17 protein-coding genes and 3 pseudogenes are annotated in these 17435 nt (G+C 47.4%); 15 read left to right on the top strand and 5 right to left on the bottom strand.

Annotated elements, in window-relative coordinates; all coding sequences use genetic code 11:
- Positions 1-42 precede the first annotated feature (42 nt).
- Positions 43-462: a helix-turn-helix domain-containing protein gene (locus RID09_RS24600; RefSeq protein WP_446338543.1), complete on the top strand. Its 420-nt coding sequence runs from the start codon at positions 43-45 to the stop codon at positions 460-462.
- 5 nt (positions 463-467) lie between these two features.
- A pseudogene (locus RID09_RS24595) lies at positions 468-941 on the top strand (IS630 family transposase); the annotation flags it as partial.
- 110 nt (positions 942-1051) lie between these two features.
- Here the strand turns inward: RID09_RS24595 and RID09_RS24590 are convergent.
- Together RID09_RS24590 and folK are read right to left on the bottom strand one after the other, a co-directional pair.
- A complete protein-coding gene (locus tag RID09_RS24590; RefSeq protein WP_446338542.1) occupies positions 1052-1603 on the bottom strand; it encodes an NUDIX hydrolase in 552 nt (183 codons plus the stop codon).
- Between the two features lie 6 nt (positions 1604-1609).
- Entirely contained in the window at positions 1610-2095 is a 486-nt protein-coding gene (gene folK, locus RID09_RS24585) for a 2-amino-4-hydroxy-6-hydroxymethyldihydropteridine diphosphokinase (protein ID WP_446338541.1), read from the bottom strand.
- Between the two features lie 72 nt (positions 2096-2167).
- Between folK and RID09_RS24580 the strand changes: the two genes are divergently transcribed.
- The 7 genes and pseudogenes from RID09_RS24580 to RID09_RS24550 all read left to right on the top strand — a co-directional run bounded on the left by RID09_RS24580 (position 2168) and on the right by RID09_RS24550 (position 7284).
- Entirely contained in the window at positions 2168-3043 is an 876-nt protein-coding gene (locus tag RID09_RS24580) for a WD40 repeat domain-containing protein (protein ID WP_446338540.1), read from the top strand.
- A gap of 351 nt (positions 3044-3394) precedes the next feature.
- Positions 3395-4351 (top strand): M23 family metallopeptidase, encoded by a 957-nt coding sequence (locus RID09_RS24575; RefSeq protein ID WP_446338539.1) that lies wholly within the window; start codon positions 3395-3397, stop codon positions 4349-4351.
- 3 nt (positions 4352-4354) lie between these two features.
- A pseudogene (locus RID09_RS24570) lies at positions 4355-4681 on the top strand (Acg family FMN-binding oxidoreductase); the annotation flags it as partial.
- Between the two features lie 206 nt (positions 4682-4887).
- On the top strand, positions 4888-5490 hold the full coding sequence (locus RID09_RS24565; RefSeq protein WP_446338538.1) for a PspC domain-containing protein: 603 nt from the start codon (positions 4888-4890) through the stop codon (positions 5488-5490).
- A gap of 36 nt (positions 5491-5526) precedes the next feature.
- The gene (locus RID09_RS24560; protein ID WP_446338537.1) at positions 5527-6003 is read left to right on the top strand and encodes a CPBP family glutamic-type intramembrane protease; all 477 of its coding nucleotides are present in this window, start codon (positions 5527-5529) and stop codon (positions 6001-6003) included.
- Positions 6004-6013: 10 nt separating this feature from the next.
- Positions 6014-6832: a CPBP family glutamic-type intramembrane protease gene (locus tag RID09_RS24555; RefSeq protein ID WP_446338536.1), complete on the top strand. Its 819-nt coding sequence runs from the start codon at positions 6014-6016 to the stop codon at positions 6830-6832.
- Between the two features lie 20 nt (positions 6833-6852).
- Positions 6853-7284 (top strand): hypothetical protein, encoded by a 432-nt coding sequence (locus RID09_RS24550; RefSeq protein ID WP_446338535.1) that lies wholly within the window; start codon positions 6853-6855, stop codon positions 7282-7284.
- On the opposite strand, the gene RID09_RS24545 is transcribed toward RID09_RS24550, so the two are convergent.
- Together RID09_RS24545 and RID09_RS24540 are read right to left on the bottom strand one after the other, a co-directional pair.
- Entirely contained in the window at positions 7258-7800 is a 543-nt protein-coding gene (locus RID09_RS24545; protein WP_446338534.1) for a hypothetical protein, read from the bottom strand. The genes RID09_RS24550 and RID09_RS24545 overlap by 27 nt on opposite strands.
- A 182-nt stretch (positions 7801-7982) precedes the next feature.
- Positions 7983-8825: a Uma2 family endonuclease gene (locus RID09_RS24540; RefSeq protein ID WP_446338533.1), complete on the bottom strand. Its 843-nt coding sequence runs from the start codon at positions 8823-8825 to the stop codon at positions 7983-7985.
- 309 nt (positions 8826-9134) lie between these two features.
- Here RID09_RS24540 and RID09_RS24535 point away from each other — a divergent pair, with 309 nt between their 5' ends.
- The 4 genes from RID09_RS24535 to RID09_RS24520 all read left to right on the top strand — a co-directional run bounded on the left by RID09_RS24535 (position 9135) and on the right by RID09_RS24520 (position 15134).
- The gene (locus RID09_RS24535) at positions 9135-10310 is read left to right on the top strand and encodes a cysteine desulfurase family protein (protein WP_446338545.1); all 1176 of its coding nucleotides are present in this window, start codon (positions 9135-9137) and stop codon (positions 10308-10310) included.
- Between the two features lie 633 nt (positions 10311-10943).
- On the top strand, positions 10944-12950 hold the full coding sequence (locus tag RID09_RS24530; protein ID WP_446338532.1) for an Rne/Rng family ribonuclease: 2007 nt from the start codon (positions 10944-10946) through the stop codon (positions 12948-12950).
- 233 nt (positions 12951-13183) lie between these two features.
- On the top strand, positions 13184-14287 hold the full coding sequence (locus RID09_RS24525; protein WP_446338531.1) for an RRXRR domain-containing protein: 1104 nt from the start codon (positions 13184-13186) through the stop codon (positions 14285-14287).
- 211 nt (positions 14288-14498) lie between these two features.
- Positions 14499-15134, top strand: coding sequence for a ribonuclease HII (locus RID09_RS24520; protein WP_446338544.1), 636 nt, complete (start codon positions 14499-14501; stop codon positions 15132-15134).
- Positions 15135-15188: 54 nt separating this feature from the next.
- Here the strand turns inward: RID09_RS24520 and RID09_RS24515 are convergent, their stop codons facing one another.
- On the bottom strand, positions 15189-15779 hold the full coding sequence (locus tag RID09_RS24515; protein WP_446338530.1) for a DUF1997 domain-containing protein: 591 nt from the start codon (positions 15777-15779) through the stop codon (positions 15189-15191).
- Positions 15780-16083: 304 nt separating this feature from the next.
- Between RID09_RS24515 and pheA the strand changes: the two genes are divergently transcribed.
- Both pheA and RID09_RS24505 read left to right on the top strand, forming a co-directional pair.
- On the top strand, positions 16084-16950 hold the full coding sequence (gene pheA, locus RID09_RS24510; RefSeq protein WP_446338529.1) for a prephenate dehydratase: 867 nt from the start codon (positions 16084-16086) through the stop codon (positions 16948-16950).
- A 30-nt stretch (positions 16951-16980) separates the two neighbouring features.
- A pseudogene (locus RID09_RS24505) lies at positions 16981-17295 on the top strand (RNA-guided endonuclease TnpB family protein); the annotation flags it as partial.
- Between the last annotated feature and the right edge of the window lie 140 nt (positions 17296-17435).

Here is a 17435-nt window from a genome sequence, read left to right as displayed (position 1 = left end):
TATAGCGCTTCGCGCTGGTCTAGTTACAAGTTAGAATAAAGAATGTACAACTTCTCATCAGGTCTACTAGCTATGGCGATCGCTTATAGTCAAAACATACGAATACGTGCCTTGGAGCTGATAGGGAATGGCGTGTCAGTCAGTCAAGTGAGTCGGGCATTTAAGATTAGTCGTCCAACTCTTTATAGATGGAAAGAACAGCTAGATAAAACGGGTTCTACAGTTCCCTTAAAAGGCAAACCCCCAGCTCAAAATTGTGTGATTAAAGACTGGAATAAGTTCAAAGAATTTGTCGATACCAACCCGGACAAAACCCAAAAAGAATTAGCTCAATTGTGGGGTAATGTCAGCCATCATACAATTAGTAGAGGGTTGAAGAAAATTGGCTACACTCGTAAAAAAAAACTTATGGTTATCAAGAAAGATGCGAAGAGGCACGGTGCGAGTTTAAACAAAAACTAGCTCAGTATAGATTAGAACAGGTAATCTACATAGATGAAAGCGGAATAAACAATAATGAAAGCTACCCTTATGGATGGAGTCAAAAAGGGGAAAGATTATATAGTATGCGACCGGGAAAACGCCAAGATAGACTAAGTATTATCGGCGCTTTGTGTGACAGTAAATTTTTGGCGCCGATGGTATATCAAGGATATTGTACAGCCAAGGTAATAGAGACTTGGCTAGAAAAATGTTTATTACCAATCGTGCAAGCCGGACAAGTAATTATTATGGATAATGCGCCTTTTCATAACTCCCGTAAAATTAGAGAATTAATCGAAAAAGCTGGGTGTGAATTGCTGTTCTTACCTAGCTATTCTCCTGATTTGAACCCAATTGAACATTGGTGGCAAAAAGTGAAGACTGCCATCAGAAAAGAGTTACCTCTTCATGAATTTAATATTCATAAAGCAGCAGACGCAGCGTTTCAGTATTTGTAAATAGACGAGCGCGAAGCGCTATAACCAATAGCATGAGGACGCAAATTGGATAGGGCGCACAGACGTGCGCCCCTACGGTTTCTGGGATATCTTCAACAACAATTCACCCACTATTGCTGCAAAAATGGACGCGCTAGGTAAAAGCTACAAATCGATTTAGCATCAACCGCATCTCCCCCATGAATCGCTTTTTCTAATTGTTCAGGTGTCATCAATACCGTTTCTAAATCTTCATCCGCATCCAATCCTGGCGGCGTCTCCAGTTTCTCTAAATCTTGCGCCAGAAATGCGTAAATATATTCATCAGAATACCCTGGTGCTAAGGCAAAATTGCCCAAAGATTGCCAACGATGCGCCCGGTATCCGATTTCTTCTTGGATTTCCCGTTGGATTGTCGTTTCTGGGTCTTCTAAGGGTTCCACGGTTCCAGCCGGAAATTCTAATAACCGCCGTTGTACCGTAAACCGATATTGACGCACGAGTACCAGTTTCCCATCTGGGGTCACAGGAACCGCTAGCGCCCCACCGGGGTGACGCACGCATTCCCAGTCGCCTTTAGCTTGGTTGGGAAGACGCAGGTGATTAACTTCAAAGTTAAATTTGCGTCCCTGATAAACAAAGCGTTGTCTGAGTAATTGAGGGGGTTCTTTACCTTGAGGCATGTCTAACTATACGGGGTGAACTCCAGAACAGTCTACCCTTTGTACGAGTTGTGCGATCGCACATCCGGATACCGGTTCTAGCCAGTCGGGGGCAATTTCGGCTAAGGGAACCAGGACAAAGGCTCGTTCACTCATCCGGGGGTGGGGGATTTGCAGGGTAGGGGTGTCTATTATTAAATTATCGAATAATAAGATATCTAAGTCTAGGGTTCTCGGTCCCCAGCGTTCGGGCCGTTCCCGCCCGAACTGTTTTTCGATGCTGAGGGTAGTTTGTAATAAGTCCTGGGGGGTTAGCTGTACATCTATAATCACACAACCATTGAGATAATCCGGCTGCGGCGGACCAACGGGGGCGGTTTGATACCAGCTAGACTGAGACGTTACCGTGATACCGGGAGTTTTCGCTAACATGACTATAGCCGCCTCTAGGATGGCACTCGAATCACCCAAATTGCTACCTAGCGCGATCGCACATTGTTGAGATTGTGACACAAAATCCCCCTGCGGTTAAGTTTATAGAGTACCAGAAATAAACAAAGCTTTTGCTGCTATAGAGATGTATTAATGCACGAAGAACAAATCCTCGGTCTTTGGTTATCCGGACCCAAGGGAACAGTTTACTCCCTAGCAATGAGTCCCGATGGCAAAACCTTAATCAGTGGTGGCGGAGATACAATCGTGCGAGTATGGGATTTAAGCAATGGACAGGAACTCTCCTGTTTTAGAGGTCATTCTGACTGGGTACATGGGGTAGCGATTAGTCCAGATGGTCAAACTGTCGTGAGTGGGAGTTTTGATCGCACACTGAAAGTGTGGAACCTGAAAAGTGGGAAAGAACTACACACCTTAGAAGGTCATTCAGATCGAGTATATTGTGTGACGATTAGTCCTGACGGACAGAGAATTTATAGCGGTAGCCAGGATACAACAATTAAAGTTTGGGATATTAAAAATGGTGCTGAACTTGACACCCTAACCGAACCGTCAGACTGGGTGTATTCCCTCGCCATTAGTTCAGATGGTAAAAGATTAGTGAGTGGTTGTGCTGATGGTACTATTTGGATTGGTCATCGAAAAATACTCACCGGTCATGCAGGTAGCGTTACCTCAGTGGCGATTAGTCCCAATGGGAAAACGTTGGTGAGTAGCAGTATTGACAAAACGATTAAACTCTGGGACTTGAGCACAGGAGAGGAAATTCGCACACTGTTCGGTCATTCGGGAACTGTTACTTCAGTGGTAATTAGTCAAGATGGACGTAGAATTATTAGTGGAAGTAACGATAAAACAGTTAAGGTTTGGGATTTACAGACAGGTGAAATTTTGCACAGGATTAGTGACCATGCAGAAGCCGTTTTAGCGGTAGCAATTAGTCCAGATGGACGGACAATTGCCAGTGGTAGCCAGAATGACGTGATTAAAATTTGGGGGATAAAATAAGGAATGCGAAAGATAGGCAAAATGAGGGTAGTCTAGATGTAGCAGATTACATCTGGAATATCTAGTCAGGGCGGGTTTTGAGGCAAGGTTATCATTAATAACGAAACTTCCTAAACCCCTCCCTACAGACGTACATTAAAACTATGTATTTGAGCCAAGCAAATGCTATAGCAATCCTAAATAGGATGCAACAAGTGAACGGTTTGAAACCCAGGTATAGCAAGGGTTCCAGTTTTGAAAATTGCCACAACCTAAATAGGATTGCTATATTGCCTAATCACCAATCACCAATGATAGTAATTGCTAGTATTGCTGCCCAAAAAACACTCACAATGACGGGGAAGGTCTGCGATGACGATCTTGATTCTGATCCAGATTCTGTTTCCCCTCGTGTTGATTGGGTGGTTGGCTTTTTTGCAGCCCCGCAATCTGCTGGGGATGGGGGTTCAAGCTCTGGTGACGGCGATTGCCCTGGTTGCGATCGCCCGGATGGGTATCTGGGTCTTTCCGCCCTGGTGGACACCCTATCTCTATGGGGTACTGTTTTTGCTGGCGTTGGGGCTGGGGGTGACGAAGCATCAGCCAAAGCATCGGATGCCCTTAAGCTGGCCGGGGTGGGTGATGGTGGTGGGCTGCGTGGCCTTTGGTGTGTATGTTGGCAATGAGGCGGTTCGCAGTTGGGCGGGGCCGTTTCCTGCGGCTGCATCTGCTGTTGACCTCACCTTTCCGCTGCGGGGTGGCCATTTTCTGATCGTCAATGGCGGTAGTAATATTCGCATTAATGCCCACCTGAAAACTTTGGATGAGTCAGTGCCGCGTTTTCAAGCCTATCGGGGCCAAAGTTACGGCACCGATATCATTCAGGTGAATCGGTGGGGGCTGCGATCGCGCGGCATCAGCCCTAAGCAGCCTGGGGCGTACTTGATCTACGGCGCGCCGGTGTTCGCTCCCTGTGCAGGCCAGGTGGTGCAGGCGATCGATGGTCTCCCAGATATGATCATCCCAGAGACTGATCAGGTCAACCGGGCTGGAAATCATGTGATTTTGCGGTGCGGCGAGGCCGAGGTCATCCTGGCCCATTTTCGCCCCCAGAGTCTGTTGGTGCAGTCGGGCATGGCCGTTGCCGTCGGGGACGCCATTGCCGAGGTTGGCAATTCTGGGGCCAGCGGCGAACCCCACCTTCACATCCACGCCCAGCGACCGGGCTCTTTAGCCATGCCCCTGTCCGGCGATCCCTTGCCGGTTCGCTTCGATGGTCGCTTGCTTACTCGCAGCGATCGCGTGACCACGCCCACCTCCAGAGACTAAACCATGACTCCTGCACAATCTGCCCAACTCAAAGAACTGGTGCGTTACGGCACCCTCGCCCCCTCCAGCCACAACACCCAGTGCTGGCGGTTTCACGTAGAGCAGCAGGCGATCGCCATTCTGCCGGATCTATCGCGACGATGCCAGGTGGTCGATCCCGATGACCACCATTTGTATGTGTCCTTAGGATGCGCCGCCGAGAACATCCTTCAGGCCGCCAAGGCTCAAGGGCTATCTGGGCAAGTGAGCTTTGATGCGGCCGGGGACGGGAGTATACGCATTTCATTTACCCCTTGCGCGGTCGAGGCAACCCCGCTGTTTGAGGCGATCGCTTGAGTCTGTGCTGGTTTAAACGCATTCCACCTAAAAAAATAGCCCTGTCAATGTCGCTGGACTCAGCCAGTGGTTTCACCTTTAACCTACATTCGGCAGGCTGACAATTTACTCGATGGAGCATTTTTCTGCTGTGGTTTGGGCAGTTGAAGTTATTTGATTTCAATTAATGAAAAGTCAAGAAAACTTATCCAGGAAAACTCATGTTTTATTTGACTTTGATTTACATCTTCTTATTGGTTGGCCCTGCGATCGCCACGATCGCATTTTTCCGACGACTCTCGACCCGTTGGCACTTGTTTTTGTTGAGCCTCTGCATCTTCTACGGAATTTCTCCGTTTCTCATGACTGGGGGCGCATTCGGTTTGGCTAATCACTTTAATTGCTCGGCAGAAGCTGTCCGCTTTCGCTGTCCTTCCCCGGTTTGGCTAGGAGACGTGATCTCTGGGCTGGCGATGGCGCACTGGCTGGCGATTTTTGCCATTCCATCAGCAATTTTGGGCGCGATCGGGCTGCTGATTTCCGGAATTTTACAACATCGGCGCTCCCAAGATACAGGCAGCACTTCAGGCGAAATCCCTGCTGTTTTTTACCGGAGTCGCCGCCACAAAGTCATTGCAGGCGTCTGTTCAGCCCTCGCTCAACAATGGCACCAGTCCCTTTCACTGCTCCGGGTTGTCACTGTTGTTTTAGCGATCGTCATCCCTGGATTTATTTTTCTGTACTTGTGGTTTTGGTTGGCGTTCCCAATCGAGCCGAGATTACAGCAACAGCAATTTTACGTCAAAGAAGATGGTGGAAAATGAGAAAATACCCCGTTGCTTGGTTCTATATCTTGGCCTTTGGTAACCGTAACAATCGCAGTACCACAAAGCAATTTATCTTTCTACACTATTTTTGCTTTCATGATTAATTTCTTAGCAACTACCTGTGAAGAGATTGGGTGGCGTGGCTTCGCATTGCCACGATTGCAGAAGCGACATAATGCCTTAACTGCCACCCTCATAGTGGGAATGTTATGGGGTTTATGGCATTTGCCGCTTATCTTTTTGGTAGGCCAATCGATGTCCGAGTTTCCTTTCCTCTGGTTCATCATCATCGTGACCAATGCTTTTATCTATACCTGGATTTACAACAGTACTAAAGGCAGTATCTTGCTTGTGGCGCTTTTTCATGGTGCTCTAAACATATTTAGCGCATTTATCCTTGGGGTATCCCCTATCGTGGATGCTCTCGTCAATTGTGTGGTGGTCATCATCCTGATCGCCGTGTTTGGACAAGCAAATCTCTCGCACCAAAAAAGGGTTTATGTTGACTAATAATGGGGCAATGACACATCACAGTAAATTAGGCTTTAATCCGCGCCTTTTGGCATTCTTTGCCTTGACATTTGCCTGGTCTTGGGCATGCTGGCTGCTGTCTTCGGTGGTCAGACCTCCGTTGCCTGCTGTTGGGAGCATGTTGATTATCGCGGGGAGTTTTGGCCCCGGCATCGCAGCGATCGCGGTAGTGAGGTATTCCAGTGGACAGGAAGGGCTGCATCGTTGGCTCAGGCGATCGCTGCAATGGCGAGTGGGTTGGCGTTGGCTGGCTCTCTCGTTTTTCTTGCCTTTGGCGGTCATGGGGCTGGCCGCTGCTGGGCACATCGCATTGGGCGGCACGATCGCACCGTCTCCGGCATCCGGGCATGTGCTCCTAGCCGTGGTGAACTTTGGCCTGATACTGGTGCTGGGCGGCCCACTGGGCGAGGAATTTGGCTGGCGGGGTTATGCCTTGCCTGTTTTGCAAGAGCGCTATAGCTGGCGCGTGGCTAGCCTTTTCTTGGGTGGGGTGTGGGGCATCTGGCATCTGCCGCTGTTTTATATGGCCGACACGACGCAAAGCCACCTCCCCTTTGGCCTATTTATGATGAGTACGGTGGCCCTGTCGGTGCTGTTTGCGTGGCTGTTCAACCACACTCAGGGCAGTGTGTTGCCCGCCCTCGTGCTGCATACTGCGGTCAATGCTTGGGGGTGGGTCATACCGGTCATGGTGATGCCAGATGGTAGTAATCTACGACCCTATGGGCTGGCAGTGGGGTTGCTTGTGGCGATCGCCCTCGGTCTATTGTGCGATAAGAAACTCCATCTGTCCCTGCGATCGCGCTGAAGTCAAAATCAGGTTCAGCCATGTTTCATGTTGGCGGGGGGGCGATAGCGGTTTGGGAAACGCCTCAATCAACTCTGGGCGCTGGATTATTTGCCGCACCAGGAGTGGTAGGATTAGCGGTGGGTGGTGGGTTAGGATTAGCAGAATATGAAGGGACAGGGTTACTGGTATCGCTACTTGTAATCATCATGATAGCGATCGCGCGGATACCTTTGCCTAAACTCCCCTATCGTCAAACTTCTGATCCTGACTTGGTTCAGGAATCTACGGTTGTGGATCAGGATTTAGTCTTGCTGGTATTATTGAGTGCGATCGCGTTAACGTCTCTAGTTTGGACTAGCTTTGATTTTCTACTACAGGGTAATATTTCAGCTTTAATTGCGATCGCGATCGCTGCCGCTATTGGTAAAATTTTGGCAGGAATTTTACTCTTGAGTAATCACCCGCACTAAAGTAGCAGTATCAAATGCATCGGAGGGATAATAAACCGTCTCATAATCATTGATCACGATTATCGCTTTTTTCGGTTGACTATCCTCTCCACCCAATTGCTGCTTAGCGACCTCGGGATTATTGAAACAAAACCAAACTTGGCGATCATCGCCCCGAAATCTGGGTAACTGTTTGGCGGCGGCTTCATCAACAACAAAACATGGGATCTTGGTGTTTCCTGGAAGCTGGTGATTAGGTTCGTAAGTCCCAGTGAGAGCAATTTGACCTCGAAATTGGACTCGCCCAATTACACCATACTCAGGTAATGAGTCAGCTTGAACTGAGACAACTTCCAGACCCATAAATTCCTCGCCTGGTGCGAGTTGACGGGGGTCAAAATGGTTATCAACCGCTTTCAACTCAAAGGATAAGTCTTTAGTCGGTGTCGGGGATGGGTTAGTCTTAGCGGCTAATGCAGCCGTACTCCCTAAGCACAGAAGTGAAATAAGTGCGATCGCTGTTGGATGTTGACGCATTGGTAAATAAACTCATTTAGAGTTATCGATGAGGCTACAGTATCAATAATGACCTATATTCGCTAAACTGACGAGCTTGTGCATCACTCCCCAGGATTAAAATCAGGAACTTTCCCATCAAAACGTATTCAAGCTAGTCGCCGGATTACTGTAGATGAGGTATGCGATCGCGTCTAATTCTATCATGAACCTTCAGGTACAATACTGATAAATTGCGCCAGGGTTTGTGCAGTTAAAGCTACTTCCACCAAATCCTCTAATTGATTAATTTCAAGTACCTGTAAACGTTGCTCAATATCTAGCGGAACCTGTTCAAAGCGCATAGAGAGGATACGCAATAACTGTCGTAATGTCCCTTGTTGAAATCCTCGCTGTTGAGCCGCTTCTTCAGGTAGGGGAACAAGATTACCATTTTGATCATAAAATCGTAACCAAACCGCCGTCTCTCGGTCTATGGTTCCTTGCCAAGTTCCCAACCACAACCCCAATTTTTGACACCACAGCCAACCCTGCTCATTAGGGACTAATGGTTGATATTGTTGAGACGCATCCAAATGCCAACCCTGCAATGAATTGGGTTCAAAGGGATTAAAAACAAAGTAATCCGGTGTTCTAAAAATACGTTCATAAATATCTTTCTTCGTCCCCGTATCCACAGACGCCGTAGAAGGAGACATTAATTCGACAATTACATCAGGGTAACGCCCCCCTTCTTCCCACACAACCCAACCTTGCCGTTCAGTAGTCCCGTCAACATTTAATACCGCAAAGAAATCTGGCCCTTTAAAATCCCGGTTCCGCGCCTGCTCACTGCTGTAATAAATAAACATATTACCGCTCGTGAAGAAATCATGGCGAGCAAGATACGCTTGCTGCAACGACCGAATCAGGACATTTATAGAAATACGGTGGCGATTACTTTCCAACGGTTCTCCATCATCAAAGATTAAGTCAGTTGGGGGCATGGATGGTTCCCAGCCTACTATAGTTTGGGATGTTGTCTCTTGAGTAGCCAACTCTGACATAATAAGCGTCTCTTTACATTAAGGTTCTTTTTTTTAGATACCTGAAAGTATCTTAACAAGAATGGCACTGAAAAGCGTGCATTTTTGGATCGCCTAAACCCTTGATAGATCGTAGGGTGGGCAATGCCCATTAGCCTCATCTGAGCGTGCTATTCATCTTAACAAAAGCGCGATCGCTAACACTCCCTTGTAGTAAAATAAACCTTTAATAGGATGTCCGTCATAACTCACATTCTGCATCCCTTTCAGTCAGCCAATTTTCTAGAGTGGCGTGGCATACTAAAAATGACAAATGGCGATTTACTAATTATGTCTCATCGTCCAATTTACCTTGATAACCACGCCACCACCCCCATGGATGAACGGGTGCTAGAGGCGATGCTGCCCTTTTTTAGAGAACATTTCGGCAACCCTTCCAGTATCAGCCACGCTTACGGTTGGGAAGCGGAAGCAGCGGTAAAACAAGCACGACAAACTCTAGCTGACGCTATCCACGCCACACCAGAGGAAATTGTTTTCACCAGTGGTGCAACAGAAGCGAATAATTTAGCGATTAAAGGAGTTGCTGAAGCCTATTTCAGTAAAGGGCGTCATATTATTACCGTCCAAACCGAACATCGGGCGGTGCTTGATCCCTGTACCTATTTACAAAACTTAGGATTTGAGGTCACGCTTTTGCCTGTCCAAAGGGATGGACTACTTGATTTAACTCAGCTTGAAAAAGCTATTCGTCCTGATACAATCTTAGTCTCAGTCATGGCAGCCAATAACGAAATTGGTGTATTACAACCCCTGGCTGAAATTGGGAAACTGTGTCACCAGCATCAGGTACTCTTCCATACCGACGCCGCTCAAGGGCTTGGTAAAATTTCCTTGGATGTCCAGGATATGAATATTGACCTGATGTCCCTAACAGCCCATAAACTTTATGGACCCAAGGGTATTGGGGCGCTTTATGTCCGCCGCCGTAACCCAAGAGTTAAGTTAGCTTCACAAATTCAGGGAGGGGGACAGGAACGGGGAATCCGTTCGGGTACCCTCTATACACCACAAATCGTTGGCTTTGCTAAAGCGGTGGAACTAGGCTTAGCTGAACAAACCTCCGAATCTCAACGCCTCCTCCAGCTACGGGAACAGCTTTGGAACGCCCTGTCTCAGCTAGGGGGGATTCACCTAAATGGTCATCCTCACCAGCGATTGTCAGGAAATCTTAATATTTCCGTGGAAGGGGTGGACGGTTCTGCTCTCCTGTTGGGATTACAGCCGATAGTCGCGGTTTCCTCAGGTTCGGCTTGCTCCTCGACTAATGTAGCGCCATCCCACGTCCTTTTGGCACTAGGACATTCAGAATCCCTAGCTCATGCTTCGATTAGGTTTGGTATTGGGCGCTGTAATACAGCCGAGGAAATCGATACCGTTGCCCAACACGCGATCGCGACAATTACGTCCCTGCGTCAAGCTCAAAACCCTTACACGTCGGTCTAGTTAGGGTGATTGGAGATTCCTCATTCGTCCTTTGTCCTTTGTTGATGAGGAAATCGCTCCCATCTCCCCAGCTTTCGGGAGCACCCGGAACCCCCTCACAGGTAAACTGATGGTTTCTACCCATTAACAATCAACAATCAACGCAGTATAATGTAAAATTGAGGAAACAGTTAGCGTACCAACAGTGACACTAGGTTCGACCTGTGTAAACTATCTGTAGATACTATCCGTAACTGATTCACACTTCCAGAGCTTTAACTTGCACGTTACCAAACTCCAATGCTAGCCCTTGGACAAAGGGGCATGACATTGGCTACCTGTAGCATTGGAGAAAAAGTTGATCTACGAGAGTGTCAGTAGTCTTCAGTCACTCCCCGATCACAATTTACGTTTTCTAAGTAAAGCTAAAGTTTTTGCTTTTCAGAATCATAAGGGGTAGCCAAAGCAAGAGTGACCGATCAATTTTAGGTATGCGATTTAATATTTTTGGAGGAAAAGGCAATTCAGACAAGCATTCAAGCATTTTTCAAGCTTGGCTCGTTTGCCTGCCCTCTAAACTAATCAGCTATCTAAAATTCCCACAAAAACCAAGCTTCAGTACTTGAAAGTACTGCCAAATTTTGAGGAAATTGAATGGCAAAACAAATTATTATTGCAGAGCAATATCGGCTGGCTGCTGTATTTTCAGAAGATCAGATTCAAGAACTTGTCGTTGCCACCGGCAGCCACCAAGTCGGTGATATTTATCTCGGCATTGTCGAAAACGTTTTACCGGGCATTGATGCCGCATTTGTCAATATCGGCGATGCCGAACGCAATGGATTTATTCACGTTACCGACTTGGGTCCTGTGCGACTTAAACGTCGCTCTGGGGCAATTACGGAACTGCTCACCCCGCAGCAAAAAGTCTTAGTCCAAGTGATGAAGGAGCCGACGGGAAATAAAGGTCCTCGGCTGACTGGAAATATCAGCCTTCCGGGTCGTTATCTGGTGCTGATGCCCTATGGACGAGGTGTTAATTTATCCCGACGGATAAAAAACGAAAACGAGCGTAATCGCCTCAGAGCCTTGGCTGTGCTGATCAAACCCGCTGGGATGGGATTATTGGTTCGCACCGAAGCCGAGGGCAGAGCCGAAGAAGCGATTATGGAGGATTTGGAGGCACTGCAACGCCAATGGGAAGCCATCCAACAGGAGGCAACCTCGACGAGAGCGCCATCCCTACTCAATCGCGATGATGATTTTATCCAGCGAGTCCTCCGTGATATGTACACAGCGGATGTGAATCGAATTGTGGTTGATTCCCATACTGGGGTCAAGCGGGTGAAGCAGCAGTTAGTGAGCTGGAGTGGCGGCAGATCACCGGAAGGAGTTTTAATTGACCATCACCGCGATCGCCTCTCAATTCTCGATTATTTCCGCATTAATGCGGCGATTCGAGAAGCCTTAAAGCCACGAGTCGATCTGCCATCCGGAGGCTACATTATCATCCAACAGACGGAAGCTCTCATTGTCATTGATGTGAACTCCGGTTCCTTTACTCGTTCGGCAACTGCACGAGAAACGGTTCTGTGGACTAACTGTGAAGCCGCAACGGAAATCGCCCGCCAATTACGCCTACGTAACATTGCTGGCGTAATCATCGTGGACTTTATCGATATGGACTCGCGGCGTGACCAATTGCAGGTTCTGGAACATTTCAACAAAGCGTTGAAAATGGACAAAGCCAGACCCCAAATCGCCCAACTTTCAGAACTGGGATTAGTCGAACTCACTCGTAAGCGCCAGGGTCAAAATATTTACGAATTATTTGGTCGCACTTGTCCAAGCTGCGGTGGTTTAGGACATTTGGTGCATCTTCCTGGTGAACCAGAACCTCAAGTGCAACAAGAGCTAGAGCCTGTTTCTCGCGTTGAAGTCCCAGAAAGCTCTGATCTTCCAGAACCCTTGGATATCCCTGGCTTTAATGAACCGGATGAACTGGAACTCAATCATCCGAGTTATCAAGAAAGGGGAATCACCAATGGCACTAATCGCCGCCGCCGCCGTCGCCGCTTGGATGATGTGATCTCCAAAGATGAACCCATCGCCAAGAGCAATATTCGTCCAATACCCGTGTCTCAACGCTCCTCTGATGTGGGTGAAGACGTAGAGGAGATCAGGCGTGATAGTACCTCAGTTGAACGTCCCATCGCGCCAGACTCCAGCGAACGAGTGGGCAGACCCCAGCTAATTCGCTCGGTGGTAGAAATGGAACCACCGGAAGTTATTCAGGTTGAGATGACCCCGGAGGAACAGGATGTTTATGCTTTGATGGGCATTTCACCGTTAGTGCGCTTAGACCGGGAGATTAGAAATCCCAGATCGGTTATGGTTTCGGTGGTACTTCCTGGAGAAGCTGAATCGGATACTTCCACCAATGACATAGCTGACGTAGCGGACGATTCATGGGAGGATATTTCTAGCCCATCAGAGGAATCTGACTTAGAAGAGGGTTCAGACAAGGTATTGGTTACTTCATCGGGAGTTGCTGTCGATTCAGAATCATCGGCTGAATCAACCTCAGCCAGTGAATCGGAAACGAAGCCATCTTTGATTCGTCGTCGTCGCCGCCGTTCTTCGGCGATGGAAAATGAGTGAATGAGCAATGGAAACGTTGTCAACTACTCACGGTTACTTCGTTGAACCGTGAGCTTGGAAAGGTCAGTTTTCAGTAAAAGTTGTCTACCGCATGAGTCTGATAATGGTACACACGTTTAGTTATTTTCCTAGACTAAACCTCTGTAAAACCTCTGACTAGGTTGCTCTAAGAAAGGACATCTTTTATCAGATGGCGGTAAGGAACAAGTAACTTTTTGTAAGGATTATATCCTATGCAACGAGTCCCTGTAATTTCACCTGATGGGCGTCCACTAATGCCCACCAAACCTTCAAGAGCTAGGCGATGGCTTAAAGAAGGAATTGCCAGAATCTATCCTAATAACCTGAATGTTTTTGCGATTCAACTCATCAATGAACCGTCTGGGCATAAAACCCAAGATGTAGTCATTGGTATCGACCCTGGCAAACTGTTTAGTGGCGTTGGAGTTCAAAGTTCTCTCTTCACCCTGCTCAAGCTGCATTTAATTCTCCCGTTCCCCAATGTCACAAAAAAGATGACAGCAAGGCGGATACTTCGGAGAGCTAGACGTGGACGACGAATCAACCGCAAACTACCTTATGACCAACGGTGTCATCGCGCCAAACGGTTTGATAATCGAGTAGCTAAAAAGCTGCCTCCGAGTATCAGAGCTAATCGGCAACTAGAGCTGAGAGTGGTTAAGGAAGTTGGCCGATTATTTCCGATCTCTAACATCGTTTACGAATACATCAAAACTCGTGGCGATAAAGGGTTTAGTCCAGCGATGGTAGGGCAACGAGTCATGTTGGAATGGTTGGAGAGAATTGCACCAACAGCTACTCAATTTGGCTGGCAGACCTCTAACTTAAGGCAGTGGCTAAAACTTCCAAAGGATAAGGCTGACAAGTCAAAAGCCGTGGAAGAAACGCACAGTAATGACGGTGTTGCACTAGCCGCTAGTCATTTCATTAAGTGGCGTGAGTGGCATTCCGGTAATGTAAGGGGTGGTAATTGGGAAGGCTCCGCTTGTGTCACGCCAGCATCATTCAAAGTGATAGCCAAACCTAATATTTATAGGCGTCAACTCCACTTCGAGAATCCCGACAGCCACAAGCCTAATTCCAACCAATACCGTAAGCGCAAGGGTGGAACAATTACACCTTTTGGTTTCCGTAGGGGTGACTTTGTTCAAGCCGAGAAAGCGGGACAGATTTACAGAGGTTGGATTGGTGGTTATACCCAAACAGGTAAGTCCAAAAACATCTCAGTCTACAACTATGAATGGAAAAGAATTGGACAATTCAGCCCTAGCAAGGTCAAATTACTTAAGCGTTCATGCAGATTATGCGTGGCTTAGGGGAGATGTGTTGGACGGCTTCGTCCCTAAGCCGTCCCGCTGTCCCTCCCCAGGTGGCTACGCAGAACCTGGGGACTCCCGCGAACACGTTGAGTGTTCCTTTCCGTGATGCAAGAAGCGCCGTTAAGGGCGGAGGCGAGCCACTCTCGTTGGACTATGTATGGATGATAACCTTCACTCAAAACCCGCCCTGACTGAGTCTCAGGTATCCATGACTATGGAGAATTCAGTCAACTATTGCCAACTACCGGAACTATCGGGCGATCGCAAATTGGTTGCCGGAGTGGATGAAGTTGGGTGTGGCGCTTTATTTGGTCCGGTTGTAGCAGCAGCGGTTATTTTACCTGCATCGACTCTGCTCAACTTGGCTGGTTCGGGAATGAAAGATAGTAAACAGTTAACTCGTCTACGACGCCAGAAATTGGCGCAAGCGATTAAAGAGCTGGCTATCGATTGGAGTATTGGTTATGCCACTAGTGCTGAAATCGATCAAATTAATATATTACAAGCCTCTTTGTTGGCAATGAAACGGGCTGTGCTTAAGTTGAAAGTGCAGCCCGATTTATGCCTGATCGATGGGAGACAAGCGTTGGTTGGTTTACCCGTATCCCAAAAGAGTCTAATTAAAGGGGATGAGCGATCACTAGAAATTGCGGCGGCTAGTATTGTGGCGAAAGTCTGGCGTGATGATTTAATTGAGCGTTTAGCGACTAAGTATCCCGATTATGACTTAGCCGCTAATAAGGGATACGGAACTCAACGACATCGTTTAGCCCTCCAACAGTTGGGTCCTTCGCCGCAACATCGCCGTTCCTTTCGTCCTTGTCAATTCAGGGATGGGGGATGAGGGAGATAGGAAGCTGGGGTGCAGGGGAGTGAACTCAAAACCTCCCTAATCCCCCTAAATGGTAGGATTATCGACAGGTGTAAGATGCTGAGAGTTAGACTGATTAAGGGTTTGACGATCCGCGTTAGCCCATTGACTATAATCCAATAGCAGTTGATGCATTAATTTCTGCTTAATCCGTAGTAAAACACTTTTGAGTAATCCATTGCCGGTTTTTTCGATAATGGGTTGAGGTGTCAGAGAAATGGGAAAGGGAATATCTACCCGAACCTTTACATCCGCTCTGCCTTTAAGTTTAGTTTGGCTGTGGTTTGACTCAGGATAGAGTTTCCCATTGACCTGTAGGGTAAAGCGTTGATTAATATAGTCCAATCCAGGAATGTCGCAGTCTACCGATCGTAGTTGAACTGTACCATTAACATCTGTCCAAACTTTGAGGGTGACTCTCGGTTGAAAGGTTAATGACAGAAAATGCAATGGACGCATCTTCAGGCGAAACTGCTCTGGACTCAGTTGCTCGATCAGATTTGGGTCGGCGATCGCCTGTACCAACCGCTGAGGTTGACGTAAATAGTGCTGAATGGGTACAGATTGTTCCGGTACAGTAATTTCTACGGATTGGGATGCAGTAAACTGGCTGGTCATAGGGTGAGAGCAACGTTGGGTTTCGTCTAAGTTTCTTAATGTTAATCTTACTTTAATTAAGCTTTATTTACATAATTGGGCGAAATTTTTTAAGGTTATGGACATGAGCGAGTCTCCTAAATGAGACCACAGCATATAACTTAATCCTTACTCTGATTGTAGAAATTTTGATCGCCAAGCGTTATCTTCCTATAGAAGACTTTAATGACCTCGATCAGTCTAAACGTTTAGTCCTTAGGAAGGAAAAGATTAAATCTCATTACGGAGAATAAAAAAACGCATATTATAAGGTAAAGTGTATTTTATGTCAATCTCAATTGCCCATCTAGGACCACCAGGGACTTACGCGGAAGCGGCTGCCTTAGCTTACTGTCGCACCCTTGCCAGTAAATGTGATTCAAAACCCTGGTTATGCCCTTATCCCAGCATTGCCCAAACCTTACACGCGGTCGCCCAAGGGCAAGTTGATTTGGCTGTGGTGCCTGTGGAAAATTCCATTGAAGGCAGTGTAACAATTACGTTGGATACCCTATGGCAACTGGATCAACTGCAAATTCAACAGGCATTGGTTTTGCCGATCCAACATGCCCTGTTGTCACGAGCATCTCGTCTCCAGGCAATCCAAACAGTTTATTCTCATCCTCAAGCCTTAGCCCAATGTCAAGGGTGGCTCCAGAAGTGTCTGCCCTCAGTGCAACTTATACCGACCAACTCAACCACAGAAGCCTTACAGCATTTGGATACCGACTACACAGCCGGCGCGATCTCTTCACAACGGGCGGCGCTGCTTTACCAGTTACCTATCCTGGCGGCGGCGATCAATGATTATCCTGATAACTGTACTCGCTTTTGGATTGTTGGTCAGCAACCATCCTCTGGCGGTAGTCATACCTCCTTAGCTTTTAGCACCCCTGCTAATGTGCCAGGAGCGTTAGTTAAACCCCTGCAAGCCTTTGCCCAGCGAGAGATTAACCTGAGTCGAATTGAGTCTCGCCCAACGAAGCGATCGCTGGGTGAGTATCTTTTCTTTATTGATTTAGAAGCTAATGCTTCTACACCGTTGGTGCAAGAGGCGCTCTCAGAAGCTGCCGCTCATACAGAAATTCTGAAAATATTTGGCAGCTACAGTGTCATACCCATTGACTCAATGGCGCTGATTGAGGAAGAATAGGCTGCCTTTGCCTGTAGAAAACCCACAGCTCACTTTAAAGTGAGAGTTCCGGTCATTGGCTGGCTGAGAACTTATGAGCGGCTACCTGTCTGCTTTCAACCCAAGTCTGTGACCATATTTAGAACGGCTGACCGATGGTTTATCAGCTTTCATTTGGAATATGAACCAGTCAACCGCCCCAAACCCCATCCCGTAGTGGGAGTAGACCTGGGAATAAAAGCACTAGCTGTTCTATCTACCGGGATTGTAGTGGAGGGGGCGAAAAGTTACCGAAAGTACGAGAAAAAACTATCCCATCTGCAATGGCTGAACCGCCATAAGCAAATCGGTTCAAGTAACTGGAAGCTGAAGGGGTGACAAGCAGCTCAAAAGCTTGACAGACAAAGCATTTTCCCCCTCAAGCTTCAAAAAGATGAGAGCTTATTGACAGGTTTATTGAGAATAAAAAGGTAAATGAGAATGATAATCACAGAGAGTAAGTACCA

Source organism: Coleofasciculus sp. G1-WW12-02, assembly GCF_040219735.1.
Taxonomy (GTDB): domain Bacteria; phylum Cyanobacteriota; class Cyanobacteriia; order Cyanobacteriales; family Coleofasciculaceae; genus Coleofasciculus.
This window is presented reverse-complemented; position numbering and strand designations above follow the sequence as displayed.

Excerpts from the sequence above, each read along its gene's own strand:
- RID09_RS24575 (WP_446338539.1), top strand. The coding sequence starts at position 3,395 with ATGACGATCTTGATTCTGATCCAGATTCTGTTTCCCCTCGTGTTGATT.
- RID09_RS24580 (WP_446338540.1), top strand. The coding sequence starts at position 2,168 with ATGCACGAAGAACAAATCCTCGGTCTTTGGTTATCCGGACCCAAGGGA.
- RID09_RS24520 (WP_446338544.1), top strand. The coding sequence starts at position 14,499 with ATGACTATGGAGAATTCAGTCAACTATTGCCAACTACCGGAACTATCG.
- RID09_RS24530 (WP_446338532.1), top strand. The coding sequence starts at position 10,944 with ATGGCAAAACAAATTATTATTGCAGAGCAATATCGGCTGGCTGCTGTA.
- RID09_RS24565 (WP_446338538.1), top strand. The coding sequence starts at position 4,888 with ATGTTTTATTTGACTTTGATTTACATCTTCTTATTGGTTGGCCCTGCG.
- RID09_RS24550 (WP_446338535.1), top strand. The coding sequence starts at position 6,853 with ATGTTTCATGTTGGCGGGGGGGCGATAGCGGTTTGGGAAACGCCTCAA.
- RID09_RS24535 (WP_446338545.1), top strand. The coding sequence starts at position 9,135 with ATGTCTCATCGTCCAATTTACCTTGATAACCACGCCACCACCCCCATG.
- RID09_RS24540 (WP_446338533.1), bottom strand. The coding sequence starts at position 8,825 with ATGTCAGAGTTGGCTACTCAAGAGACAACATCCCAAACTATAGTAGGC.
- pheA (WP_446338529.1), top strand. The coding sequence starts at position 16,084 with ATGTCAATCTCAATTGCCCATCTAGGACCACCAGGGACTTACGCGGAA.
- RID09_RS24515 (WP_446338530.1), bottom strand. The coding sequence starts at position 15,779 with ATGACCAGCCAGTTTACTGCATCCCAATCCGTAGAAATTACTGTACCG.
- RID09_RS24590 (WP_446338542.1), bottom strand. The coding sequence starts at position 1,603 with ATGCCTCAAGGTAAAGAACCCCCTCAATTACTCAGACAACGCTTTGTT.
- RID09_RS24555 (WP_446338536.1), top strand. The coding sequence starts at position 6,014 with ATGACACATCACAGTAAATTAGGCTTTAATCCGCGCCTTTTGGCATTC.
- RID09_RS24600 (WP_446338543.1), top strand. The coding sequence starts at position 43 with ATGTACAACTTCTCATCAGGTCTACTAGCTATGGCGATCGCTTATAGT.
- RID09_RS24545 (WP_446338534.1), bottom strand. The coding sequence starts at position 7,800 with ATGCGTCAACATCCAACAGCGATCGCACTTATTTCACTTCTGTGCTTA.
- RID09_RS24525 (WP_446338531.1), top strand. The coding sequence starts at position 13,184 with ATGCAACGAGTCCCTGTAATTTCACCTGATGGGCGTCCACTAATGCCC.